Origin of the sequence: Phocaeicola salanitronis DSM 18170 (assembly GCF_000190575.1) — a bacterium.
In the GTDB taxonomy this organism is placed as follows: Bacteria; Bacteroidota; Bacteroidia; order Bacteroidales; family Bacteroidaceae; genus Phocaeicola; species Phocaeicola salanitronis.
The window spans coordinates 172,222-184,669 of sequence record NC_015164.1 but is presented as its reverse complement, the minus strand read 5'-3'; the positions used below and the strand labels follow the sequence as shown (position 1 = coordinate 184,669).

Below are 12,448 nucleotides of genomic sequence, written 5' to 3'. Positions count from 1 at the left end.
ATTTTTTATCCTATAAACTGATTATAAACAATTACTTATAGTAGAACAAAATTGGTTTGCGAAAAATGGATTGGAACACAGAGACACAAAGGCACAGAGTTTTATTTCTTTGAGAGAACAGAGTTCACGGTGCAAAGTGCTGGCTTTATGATCTTTGCTTTTTCTATATAATTATTTCTCCGTGTCTCTGCGTCTCTGTGTTCGATAAAGAATCACACTGATTTTTCGCAATCCATTTCCGATTAACTATAAAATATTTTACGCATGAAAAGCAATGTATATCTTGCCTCTAAGCCACGCTACGAAATACTGGACGGACTACGCGGTGTAGCCGCTGTGCTTGTCGTAGCCTACCATTTGTTTGAAACCTATTACCACGGCGGTACCAGCCAGCCCATCAATCACGGCTATCTTGCTGTAGACTTCTTTTTTGTCTTGTCGGGATTTGTCATAGGATATGCTTACGATGACCGATGGGACCGTATGTCGACATGGGGATTTGTCAAACGGCGGCTTATCCGCCTGCATCCGATGGTGATATTCGGTTCATTGTTTGGAGCCGCCCTATTCTATTTCGGTGATTGCTCCAGCTTTCCGCTTATCGGAGACACGCCTTGGTATAAAACAGCCCTGATTATGCTATGGGCATTTACCATGATTCCCATACCCACATCGATGGACATCCGTGGATGGGGAGAAACCAATCCCCTGAACGGTCCGGCATGGTCATTGCAATGGGAATATCTTGCCAATTTCTTATATGCCGTCCTTTTCAGGCACTTTTCACGAAAAGCATTGGGTGCCTGTGTGGTACTCTTCGGTATCATGACCCTCGTGCTTTGCCTGAACATTGACATTTTCGGTTTCCTGGCTGCACGCTCTTCGGCTTCCTATACGGTAATAGGAGGCTGGTGTCTTTCTCCCGACCAATTACAGATAGGATTGACACGCCTGCTCTATCCTTTCTTCTGTGGACTGCTGTTGTCGCGCACCGGAAAACTTATCAAGGTAAAAGGAGGATTCTGGTGGTGCTCGGCAATGATTGTCGTATTACTGTGCATGCCCTGGATGGGATTAGGTCCGGAAGGAAACGCACGCTGGACAAACGGGCTTTACGAAGCTGCCTGTATCCTGGTTTTCTTTCCGCTTATCGTATCCATAGGCGCCGGAAGCAGCGTAAAGGGAAGCACCTCGGAAAGCATCAATAAGTTCCTCGGCGATATATCTTTTCCACTATACATCACCCATTACCCGCTTATTTATATGCAAATGGCATGGGCAAACAGCCACAAAGATGCCCCCACAGGCACACACATATTCGTTGCAGTCAGCACTTTCCTGCTTGCTATTCTGATAGCATACGGAGCTTACCGCCTCTACGACCTGCCAGTACGTGAATGGCTGAAAAAGCAATTGTTCAAACCTGCCACCCCTTCTGATGCAAATAAGACAAAATGAATGTCCGCCCACAGCCAATATATAGTCCTGAAAAATGAATATATACTGCATACGCGGTTGAATATATACTGCATACGCATTTGAATATATACTGCATACGCCTATGGATATATACTGCGTTTTCAACTCAGCCGGATTGGCTAACCGTGGACATTCATAATAAACAATACCAACCGGCAGCACACAGATGATGCCAGTCTCTGTGTGCTGCCCCCAATGCTTCAACGTCACCTGAACGAAAGAGAAAGACGCTGCTTCACATCCTTTCCGCCGATATCCCCGACAGATACCTGTATGCTTGCTTTACCGCTCTTCTTATTGGAACGCACCACCAGCAATGCACGTCCTTTCCATAAGCAATGCGTAGAATCGAAATACGGGTCTTCGTCTTTGATGTCGGCATTGCCTAAAGCAAGCAACGTAGCCGCCCCCTCGACAGATACCGATAACCGGTTATCAGCCACCGGTACGGTCTGCCCTTCCGCATCGATTGCCTCTATTACTATAAACGAAAGGTCCTGCCCGTCGGCATTGAGCTTACTTCGGTCCGCTGTAAGGCGCAGAGCAACAGGTTTTCCTGCTGTTCGCAAGGTCTGTGTTTCGATAGTTTCTCCATTGCGGATGCCTTCAGCTTTCAGCACGCCCGGTGTATAGGTCAAGGAGAAAACCGCTTTCATTTCCTCTACCGGCTTTTCCCCTATCAGCCGGTCATCCAGGTAAAGCCGCACCATAGGATAATGCGAATATACTTCCACTTCAATCGGTTTGCCTTCATGCCCTTCCCAATTCCAACTGGCAAAAGTGGGCCATGTCCCCCAAAGGGTGGTCTGTATCTTACCTTTATAACCATCTGGCTCTTTTACTGCAATATACAGATGCCCGCCATCCGTTTCGTTCCACAACATGGAGCGGTAATGGCTGATAGGTTTGCGCAGCCCGGTCAGGTCGATGTCGCCACAATAAGCTGCATGCCACGGATAGAGCGGACGTTCGTAATGCTCGCCCGGCACATCGCCTTCGTAATACCAGCGCCCGATACCCGACTCACCGATATAGTCTACCGCCGTCCATACAAAATCACCGATAATGTATGCATGGTCTTTTACTTTACGAAAATTCTTCCAGGCATCGTTGGGATACGATTCAGTCTGCATCATGATGCGTGAAGGGACACGCTGATGATCTCCCTCTGATTTATGTATCATATAATTATACCCCACAATATCGTGTGCTTCAGCCAACGGGTCGTATATCTCCCAGTCTTTGTCCCATGCGGCAAGCGCCGATGTCACCGGACGTGTCGGGTCCAGTTTGCGGCAAAGGCTTGCCAGTTTGCGTGCCGTAGTTACGACCTCTATCTTCTTCCGCTCAATGACCTCATTACCGATGCTCCAGCAGAAGATGCTGGGATGATTGCGGTCGCGGAGCACCATCGCTTCAATATCACGTTTCCACCATTCGTCAAACAACGTATGATAATCATACGTATTTTTGGCATCACGCCAACCGTCGAAAGCTTCATCGATAACCAACAGCCCCAACTCGTCGCAAGCATGAAGAAAAGTTTCCGAAGGAATGTTGTGTGAAGTACGTACGGCATTGAAACCAGCCTGTTTCATCAGCTCTGCCTTCCTCCATTCGGCACGGTCGTAGGCAGCCGCCCCCAAAATGCCGTTGTCGTGATGCAGGCATCCGCCATTCAATAAGACAGCCTTTCCATTCAACAGAAAACCTTTTTCGGCTGAACAGGCCAAAGTACGGAAACCGAAGCGTTCTTCTTTACAATCTACCGTTTCCCCTTCTTCGGTCACGGTAATGCGGGCGGTATACAAGTTCGGGGTATCGGGCGACCAAGGCTTTGCATCGGGTAATGTCAGAGTATGCGTTACGCCAATCCGCTCACCCGGCTCCAGCACGATTGTTTCAGTCTGATGCTGTCCGGATACTTCTGTTTTTACTTCAACTGTCCTCTTTTCATCCGTTTCGTTCTCTATGTCAGTCTTAATGACTGCTGTATGCAAATCGGGAGTTGTTACCTGAATCCCCCAATTTGCGATATGCACCAGTTCACTTTCAACCAGCCACACATTACGGTAAATTCCCGAACCTGTATACCAACGGCAATTCTTCTGCTGCGAATTATCAACTCTGACCGCCACCGTATTCTTTCCCGTTTTCACATACGATGTAATATCTACAAAAAACGAAGAATAGCCATACGGATGCCCGCCTGCACGCTGCCCGTTGACATAGACCTCCGAGTTCATATAGATTCCTTCGAAATAAAGTTGGTATTTCCTGCCCTCGATAGCCTTGGGTAGTTCAAACGTCTTGCGGTACCATCCGATGCCGGCAGGTAAATAGCCTCCATCATTACCGGCTGGTGCATCCTTGTCAAAACGTCCTTCGATGCTCCAGTCGTGCGGAAGAACCAGTTTCCTCCATGCCCCGTCATCGAACATTTCGTTTTGCGCTTCTGCAATATCTCCTAACTGGAACCGCCAGCCGTCATTGAACAATTGTTTTCCGGAAGATGCCGAAACCGAAAGGCACAGCATCAGAAATACATATATAAGAATCTGTTTTTTCATGGGTATCAATTTTGGTTTCTGAATCTGTTGCAAAAATAAAAAAAATATCCGCCAGGTTTCAAGAATTTGTTTACCTTTGTATTTACTCACATCAAAAAACTTCTATTTATGAAAAAACTATCCCACCTTGCCCTTGCCATCGGCTTTGCCGGTATATGCCTCACCGCATGCACCAGCTACAGTGCCCAAGATTACGTGAACGACATGAAAAACCTGACCGAAGAAACTCTCAAAAATGCATCTACCTATACGGAAGAAGACTGGAAACGGGTAGGCGAAGAATACCGCAGCATCAATGAAAAAGGCAAAAAAGTACTGGAAAACATGACCGAAGACCAACGGAAAGAACTGGAAAAATTCTCAGAAGAGATGTCAGACAAAGCCGCCGAGTTCAATCATGAGGAACTGAAAAAGCAATTCGATGATATTATGGAACAGGCAAATGATTTTGTAGATGATATAAAACAGCAGCTGCAGGATCTGAAAGAAGAGAATGAATAAAGCATAAAGCGAGGTTGCTTATCAAACAACCTCGCTTCCCTTGGATTAACTACAATCTATGTATGAAAGAGAGAATTAATTCGCATAAGTGATTCTATAAGTGGTCATACTCAATATGTTTCCACTGAATCGAGGCACCGTTCTTCTTGTAATCGAAGAAATTCTTCCTTGTTCATCTTTCTCATAAGTATATTCATAATCAAAATCAGCACTTTCAAACCAAATTTCCTTAGAAATCAAATTTTCAGATGACTTTCCATAAAACCCGAATGGCGCAAACAATGAAAAGTGACTATAATCATACTCATACATACTGCAATTTGAAATAAAACAGTTCAAATCAATATTTGCATTGTTTTTCTCCTCCGTATATTCATAAGTATAAACAGAGCCACGACAATTAAAAGTTGACAAGTTTCCATTTTCATAATCCAATACATTATTATTTAATGACTGCATATACCCATCACTATTATATTGAGGGCTAGCAACCAAAACTTGATTTGTACCGGACGATGGCAAGCTATACAACGAATTAATGCCTTCTACACCTATATATCCCATATAAGATTCACTTCCAGACACATACACTTCTTCTACACCTTCATAGCTATATGTCCACTCATACGTATAATCTCCATCTATAATGGTATAATTTTGAATACGCCCTTCACCGTCATAAGCAAAACTATGTATTTTAACAACAGACGGAGCTGCTGCACCCTGAAGGGTCGTTTCCCGAATTTCTGTAATTACATTACGGTTATCCGGTTCCGGTGTCGGTTCAGGTTCCGGCTCATTATAATCACCTACACGATAATAGTAATAAATGATAATATAGTCGCCATAAAATCGGTAAATAATCAAGATACGCTCGGTAAGCTGGAAGATATACCAACGTTCGCCTCCAAAAGTAACAGAAGGACCTTCACCGTCATAACCGCTTCCACCGCCGATAATGGGTCCACTCCCCTCATCTGCATTCCAATCGAAGCTTTCTCCGGCACTTCCACCGGTTCCGCTTCCTCCATTACCCCATGAACCTATTCCGTTTTCTCCAAAATCCAGCCATGGGATATCACTTATATTTATATCTTCTGTCACTTCCCCCGTATTGGGATTTGCCATTTCACCTCCTGTAGGATTCCAACGACCAATCAGCATTTGTGCCAGACTCGGCTGTCCGTCTTCTATCACAATGGTTTCAATGCCGTCTTTATTACACGCAGACATCAATACAGCCAGCAATAAAAACGCAAAGCTACTTATTATTGCATTTATCTTTTTCATAATCTTTCCTCCTTATATCTTATTCGGTAATTTCAAATTCTACACGACGGTTCATCAAACGACCTTCCGGAGTATCATTGGTCGAGATAGGACGCGTCATGCCGTAATATTCATACGACAAATGACTGGGTTCTACACCCGCTTTCAATAAATAATTGTAAACGGCCTCCGCACGTTTTTTCGAAAGTTCCATATTGTAATCGGCATCACCAACATTGTCCGTATGCCCTCTTACAACCACATGAATCGGCGTATTCTTCATCAAGCGCACAATTTTGTCAAGATACGGATACGACTCTTTCTTGATGGTACTCTTATCAAATTCAAAATTAATGATGTCTATCGCACAAATGGTCTTACCTGTAATAGACTCGCCCTTACCCAACAATTCCATAATCTCTTCTAACGTATAACAAGGTTTCTCTTCCACGACAACCGGTTTTTCTTCTACTACCACAGGTTCGGGAACATAAACCGGAACTGGCGTTTTTTTCTTCGGCGCACGTTTGAATATGCTCAATGGAACAGACAATGAAGCGGTAATTTCCAAGCCATGCAATTTACGGTTTCCTCGGATATCATACCAGAAACGGTTGACCGCAATTGCTTCCCCATTCTTCTCCATATCGCTATAGGTATCAGTAAAACCATGCTGATAGTTCGCCTCAAATGCCAGTTGCAACCGTTTATTATTATTCAGTAAAATCGGTATTTTCACACCTGCACCGATTGCACCTCCAAAATAAGTGCCAGCCATATTTGCTTCCGATACATCTACTTTGTAATCTATCCCGTTTTCAGTCAACGAAATATCTCCTCCTCTGACAAACCCTACTATTGGAGCTACATACACATACGGACGGACACTTTCATAGTCTCCGAAATTAAATATCAATGGCAAACGCACATCTACATACTTGGGCTTTAACTTATAATCCAAATCATTATCACTGATTTTGGTTCCACGAGAAAGCCAATCCACTTCAGGACGGATAGAAAACAAACGATTCTCACCGAACTCAAATTCTGCAAACACGCCACCAGAACCTCCAAACAACATTTTCGGATCACGGTTTTTCAACTCAGAATACTTCGCCCATGAAAGCCCAACGCCACCTTTGACACCCAAATAAATACGGTCGGACGTCAGTTGTGCAAACGATGACAGCCACAAGACAGAAAACATGGCTGCAAACAAAAATCTTCTACTTATCATGTTTCTTTCATTTAAAATTTGAAAACGAATATACCCAGATTTCATAATTCTTCAAAAGTGTAAAATATCATTTTGAAACTATCATAATCCAAAACACGAATAAGCAGACTAAATTTAAACTTATCCATAAAAAATTAGTAAATGGGAAAGCCTCGTTTTTCTTTAAATATTCCTTATTTTTGCATGAAAAAATATAGCATAAACCGAAAACAATATGAAATATTTAATGGTATCCGACATCCACGGTTCCTTAACACGTTTGGAGCAAGTATTGGATTTTTATGAAAAAGCACAATGCAATATGCTTTGCATCTTAGGTGACATTTTAAATTACGGTCCCCGGAACGGACTGCCGGAAGGCCTGAATCCTAAAGGCATTGCCGAATGCCTGAATAATTTTTCCGACCCTATCATTGCTGTCCGCGGAAATTGCGATTCGGAAGTAGACCAAATGCTCTTAAACTTTCCGATAATGGCAGACTATGCCTTACTCGTTGACAATGGGAAAAAACTTTTCTTGACTCACGGACATGTTTACAATGAAAATAACCTTCCGAAAGGAAAACATGATGTGTTTTTTTACGGACATACACATTTATGGAAACTGGAAAAAGAACCGACTGCATTATTTTGCAACACCGGCTCCATCACATTCCCCAAAGGAGGCAATGCCCCAACTTTTGCCACGTACGAAAACGGGACCATTTCCATTCACCAACTGAACGGGACTCTGCTCAAATCCGTCCGGCTGTAAAATGGAACACAGAGACACAAAGGCACAGAGTCTTATTTACGATTTTACAATTTACGAAGTACAATTAAACCGTTGAAATCGTACATTGAAAAATAAATTGTTTCTTCGTGTCCCTGTGCCTCTGCGTTCAATAATTTCTGTTCTGATTAGCTATAAAAGAAAGACTGCACTTAGGGAAAGCAGTTTTTCTAATATAAGACAGACAAGACAAAATAACTACTGCCCTAAGAGAGTCTTTCTCAATTAACAACTAAAACTTTGTATTTATTTATCTATCAATCAAATATCATCTGAACATCTTTGCTTCCCCAATGGGATGGACAAACCTAAGAATGCATTGACGGCTTTCGAACTATTTCCGAAAAACATATAATCAGTACCCAAAAACAAAGGACCTAATTTCAACGCAAGACCAAATGATTTACCGCCTGCCTGAATCGGAGAATAACTTCCTGCTATGTTGAACCAACTCTTCGGACGATAAGTAGCCGAAAGGGTTAATTCATTCAATGTCTTTGGTTCGGCAAAACGCGCTGTATATATGGCACCGACACTCAACTTGTTATCAAGCAATCCATATTCGCCAGCCAAAAGGATAGTAGACGCCAACGTAGTCTTGACATTTTCTGCCGCTTCTTTATCTTGCACAAAATTAAACCTATCCATACTCAAGAAGTCTCCATCTATAAAATCCTGATAATTGCTGCCAGTCACTTCAAAAGAGCCGTTAGCAGGTGCAGCCACTGTAGTTTCACCTTCTTTCCATTTGATGAATCCTAAATCAAGCACAGCAGCTGATACGGTCAAATTATCCCATACCTTATAACTGGCTCCCAAGTCGATGCCGAATCCTGCACCCGCTATACCAAAATTACTTCCATCAATGTCAAACCCGTCAATCTGCCCCGTAGTTTCATCAAAGCTCAAGCCTCCGCCTTTCATCGTCGTGGAAACACGGGCATTGACCATAGCACGACCATACGTCTGATAAGGATTCAAGTTCGTATAATCACCGTTCACCAATGCGTCATCCACAGAAATATCAAAATTGTCAACTGCCATTTCAGCACGTGCTATTCCTAACAGCACTTTCACACGTCCGCCCACAGAAAGTTTATCGGTTATCTGACGAGAATACCCCAAACCGATTTCGGTATAAGCATTCAGATTGAAATTCATATTCGAGAAACTGCCATTAATGTCTTCCGTCCTGTTTACCTTACGCAAGTATTCAAACATAGACTGGGGAATGGAAGCTCCCACATCAGCACGTAAACCAACATTTACGTTCCAAAATCCCTTCCCCGCATACCAGCCAAAAGAAAGGATATCGGTATTGAGATTTACATTCAGGCGGTTATCTGATTTTAACCGACTGTATAAATCATCATTTTCAAATATATCTTCTCCAGAATCCAGCACATCAACGATATCGTTGATACCTAATACGTTCGAAGAAGTACCGATATTAAATGAACCCAAAACCGGAACATTAAAATATCCTCTTGTAGGTTGTAACCCAGGGTTTAATTGCAATCTCGAACTTGTTCCTTCCATAAAATACGAAGAACGAAGATACTGAGCGTGAGCCGCTACCCCAAACAACACGCACCCCACAATTAATCCAATTTTTTTACTTAACAAACTTTTCATATAAGCTCTATCGTTAATAATTATTGCAAAAATAAACAATAATTAAATGTCATGCATCTTATGAAAAGCTCATTCTTCACTAAACGGGCATTTTTCCATACTAACCGTTCTAATTTAACGACTATACGGTCAAAAGTTACAATTGATAGAAACGCTCTTGCATCTTCTTTTTATACTTCTTGGAAACGATTAAATCTTCAACGGCATTGAAAGGCGGATACATGATACAACGGTTATCCTGCACCATAATCAAATAATGCATATTGATGATAAACGACTGATGTATCTGAACAAAAACCGAATCGTAAGCACACAATTGTTCGGCCGTAGTATTACGGCGTAAGGGCAAAAATGTACCATCGGTCAATGCGACTTCCCATAATTTACGGTTCGAAAGATAACGGAAAAAACCGATTTCGGAAGCATGGACGAAACGCAAATCCCCTGTAGGCGTAACCAACATAAACGGACGTCCGGCAAACACAGTCTCCAACTTGCTGACATCCCCCTTATTTCCCTGTCCGCACAAGCGGGACATAATCAATTGCAATTCATCCGAATCTACAGGTTTTTGCAAGAAATCAAATGCGGAACTGCGCAAAGCATCTATTACATATTTATTATAGGCTGTATAGAAAACCACACGCATATCCCATGAAATACGGTCTCGCAATCTTGCCACGACATCCATTCCCGACATATCCGGCAACTCCACATCCAAAAACAATAAATCAGGCTTGACTTTTTCTATCAATTTCAGCCCTGTGGCACCGGTCCGAGCCGTTCCTTCTACCGAAACATAAACATAACGGCGCAATTCGAAACACAGGTTGTCGATTGCACTTTCCTCATCGTCAACTATAATTGTTCTAAAGACCTGTTCCATAAAAAAGTTCTTTTTATTTCTTCAATTCAAACGAGTAATCTATGGGTATTTTAAAATAAACCTCACACCCAGCTTCGTGTTCTATCTCTATATTGGCGATTCTCATCTCAATTGGAAAGCGATTATATGCATTCAGCAGCTGAAGCGTACGGGTAATCACTTTCATGCCCGTACCCGTCCCATTAGAAGAGGCCATCACACTGTCTGCATTCCGGAAACCACCTCCGTTGTCCCGAATTGCAATCATAATACTCTCATCCTCTTTAACTATCCGAATGCACAAGCGCTTCCGCCCTGGCTTTCCCCGTAAGCCATGCTTGATTGCATTCTCTACCGGTATTTGCACCAGCATCGAAGGTATTTGTACGTTTGCCGTGTCAATACAAGCGTCAACATCGAACGTATAAACGAAATCCGGTTGCAAAGTCGCGCTTTCGAGGTCAATATAAGTCCGGACAAAATCCAACTCGTCACGCAATGATACCGATAAGCTGTCCGCCAATTCCAGATTACGCCGGATCAGCTTCACCAGCCTTTTCATATATCTGTCTCCTTCCGACTCCCGCTGCAAGTGCATTTCCCTGTTCAACACATTAAAGATGAAATGTGGAGAAATACGATTACGGATATTTGCCAAACGCAACGAGTTTATCGACATCTGCAGGTTGCGCTCTTTCTCAAGGCGCTTCTTCTTCCGATAAAGAAAGGCAAAGACTCCGAACATCACCGCAAGAAGCACCACCAGCGCACCTCCATAAAGCCATTGGTTCAGACGCAGCACCTTATTCTTATTCTGCTGGATGAGCATTTCCTTTTCCATCAAAGTACTGTCTTGCCGGTATTCCAAGGCAATCATTGCCGTACGCATCTTCACACGCTCATTCCGTATCGAATCATCAATGCGGTTGTTTTCTTTCAGATAAAGGTAAGCTTGCCGGAAATTACCGCTTTCCTCGAAATAATGCTGCAAATAGCGGTTGCGGATATGGAGCATATTCGGATCAACGAAATCCGGCTTTACCGCATCGCGCAAGCGTTTCCGTGCCAAAGCCAAATTGTTTTTCTTCAATGCCAGCTCTATCAATTGCGTATCGATGTAATACAAAGCCGTCGTATTCCCTATTTCCCGGAAATAAGGATAGCACCGGTCCAAATAATAAGTAGCCGAATCGGTTTCGTTCATCAACAAGAAGACTTCCCCCATATTCACCATTGTCAGATTCCGTTCGAACTTCATTTCCGGATACTGGCTTAAAAATGCCAGCAAACGGCGGAAATAAGCCAAGGCAGACGGATAATCTTCCCGATAATAATACGAATTTCCCCGATTATTCAGATAAATATGCTTCTCATAAGGCTTCATCCTATCGTAATATTTTCCGGCTAAATCGAAAAAATAATCACACCTGCCAAAATCACGCAAATTCATATTGACTTGAGCCAAGCCATAATATACCGGGAAACGATACTCATCGCCCAAATCCAATGAATCGGCAAGCCTCAAGGCTTTCCGATACCAAAAGGCACCCCTGTCATATTCCCCTTCTACTACGTATGAATCAGCCAAATTTAAAGAGATATCAAACAGCTTGTCATATCCTCCGGCTTTCTCGCACAGGCGATAAGCATTGGAAAAAGCGTCCCTCGCCGAGTCATAGACCGCCCTACGCACATAGAGGTTTCCTTTCATGTTGGCGGCATCCGCAGACAACATCCACACCTTTTCCCCTGAATCCCCATGACTCGAGCAAAACCGGCTGATTGCATCCAACAAGCACTCAGCCGAATCAATTTCGGACATAAACATTTTCGCTTTCGACTTCAGCACCAACGCCTGATAATATACCACACTGTCCTTTACATGGACAAGCAGGCTATCTACTTGTGCGCAAACGTATGCCGGGTCATTACTCAACGTATCCGTCCATTGTTCGAACAAGAAACGGCAAGACATCAGATGTTCCCCTACATTTTTCCGCCTGCCACAATTACTTACCAATAGCAAGGCAAGACAGACAAATACACTTATTATAATCTTCCGGTACATTGGTTTCTCTTATTGACTATCACAAATGTATGTAAAAATAATATACACAACA

9 protein-coding genes are annotated in these 12,448 nt (G+C 43.0%); 3 read left to right on the top strand and 6 right to left on the bottom strand.

Translation table 11 applies throughout. The features are described from left to right. Window positions 1–264 precede the first annotated feature (264 nt). The gene (locus BACSA_RS00820; protein WP_013616233.1) at window positions 265–1,458 is read left to right on the top strand and encodes an acyltransferase family protein; all 1,194 of its coding nucleotides are present in this window, start codon (window positions 265–267) and stop codon (window positions 1,456–1,458) included. A gap of 227 nt (window positions 1,459–1,685) precedes the next feature. Here the strand turns inward: BACSA_RS00820 and BACSA_RS00815 are convergent, their stop codons facing one another. Beyond that, a complete protein-coding gene (locus BACSA_RS00815; protein WP_245546614.1) occupies window positions 1,686–4,016 on the bottom strand; it encodes a sugar-binding domain-containing protein in 2,331 nt (776 codons plus the stop codon). 141 nt (window positions 4,017–4,157) lie between these two features. On the opposite strand from BACSA_RS00815, the gene BACSA_RS00810 reads away from it, so the two are divergent. Continuing rightward, window positions 4,158–4,550, top strand: a complete 393-nt coding sequence (locus BACSA_RS00810; protein WP_013616231.1) for a hypothetical protein — start codon at window positions 4,158–4,160, stop codon at window positions 4,548–4,550. A gap of 75 nt (window positions 4,551–4,625) precedes the next feature. On the opposite strand, the gene BACSA_RS00805 is transcribed toward BACSA_RS00810, so the two are convergent. Together BACSA_RS00805 and BACSA_RS00800 are read right to left on the bottom strand one after the other, a co-directional pair. After that, window positions 4,626–5,840 (bottom strand): hypothetical protein, encoded by a 1,215-nt coding sequence (locus BACSA_RS00805; RefSeq protein ID WP_013616230.1) that lies wholly within the window; start codon window positions 5,838–5,840, stop codon window positions 4,626–4,628. A gap of 19 nt (window positions 5,841–5,859) precedes the next feature. Further along, window positions 5,860–7,056, bottom strand: a complete 1,197-nt coding sequence (locus tag BACSA_RS00800) for an OmpA family protein (protein WP_013616229.1) — start codon at window positions 7,054–7,056, stop codon at window positions 5,860–5,862. A gap of 214 nt (window positions 7,057–7,270) precedes the next feature. Between BACSA_RS00800 and yfcE the strand changes: the two genes are divergently transcribed. Further along, the gene (gene yfcE / locus BACSA_RS00795) at window positions 7,271–7,810 is read left to right on the top strand and encodes a phosphodiesterase (protein WP_013616228.1); all 540 of its coding nucleotides are present in this window, start codon (window positions 7,271–7,273) and stop codon (window positions 7,808–7,810) included. Window positions 7,811–8,089: 279 nt separating this feature from the next. On the opposite strand, the gene BACSA_RS00790 is transcribed toward yfcE, so the two are convergent. The 3 genes from BACSA_RS00790 to BACSA_RS00780 form a co-directional block, all read right to left on the bottom strand. Continuing rightward, window positions 8,090–9,463 (bottom strand): DUF5723 family protein, encoded by a 1,374-nt coding sequence (locus BACSA_RS00790; RefSeq protein WP_013616227.1) that lies wholly within the window; start codon window positions 9,461–9,463, stop codon window positions 8,090–8,092. 136 nt (window positions 9,464–9,599) lie between these two features. Beyond that, window positions 9,600–10,349 carry a LytR/AlgR family response regulator transcription factor gene (locus BACSA_RS00785; RefSeq protein WP_013616226.1) on the bottom strand — a complete coding sequence of 250 codons (750 nt, stop codon included), beginning with the start codon at window positions 10,347–10,349 and terminating at the stop codon, window positions 9,600–9,602. Between the two features lie 13 nt (window positions 10,350–10,362). Beyond that, the gene (locus tag BACSA_RS00780) at window positions 10,363–12,396 is read right to left on the bottom strand and encodes a tetratricopeptide repeat-containing sensor histidine kinase (RefSeq protein WP_013616225.1); all 2,034 of its coding nucleotides are present in this window, start codon (window positions 12,394–12,396) and stop codon (window positions 10,363–10,365) included. Window positions 12,397–12,448: the final 52 nt, after the last annotated feature.

Bases quoted from the DNA above. Each gene is read 5' to 3' on its own strand.
- BACSA_RS00820 (WP_013616233.1), top strand. From the start codon at position 265: ATGAAAAGCAATGTATATCTTGCCTCTAAGCCACGCTACGAAATACTG.
- BACSA_RS00800 (WP_013616229.1), bottom strand. From the start codon at position 7,056: ATGATAAGTAGAAGATTTTTGTTTGCAGCCATGTTTTCTGTCTTGTGG.
- BACSA_RS00790 (WP_013616227.1), bottom strand. From the start codon at position 9,463: ATGAAAAGTTTGTTAAGTAAAAAAATTGGATTAATTGTGGGGTGCGTG.
- BACSA_RS00810 (WP_013616231.1), top strand. From the start codon at position 4,158: ATGAAAAAACTATCCCACCTTGCCCTTGCCATCGGCTTTGCCGGTATA.
- BACSA_RS00780 (WP_013616225.1), bottom strand. From the start codon at position 12,396: ATGTACCGGAAGATTATAATAAGTGTATTTGTCTGTCTTGCCTTGCTA.
- yfcE (WP_013616228.1), top strand. From the start codon at position 7,271: ATGAAATATTTAATGGTATCCGACATCCACGGTTCCTTAACACGTTTG.
- BACSA_RS00815 (WP_245546614.1), bottom strand. From the start codon at position 4,016: ATGCTGTGCCTTTCGGTTTCGGCATCTTCCGGAAAACAATTGTTCAAT.
- BACSA_RS00805 (WP_013616230.1), bottom strand. From the start codon at position 5,840: ATGAAAAAGATAAATGCAATAATAAGTAGCTTTGCGTTTTTATTGCTG.
- BACSA_RS00785 (WP_013616226.1), bottom strand. From the start codon at position 10,349: ATGGAACAGGTCTTTAGAACAATTATAGTTGACGATGAGGAAAGTGCA.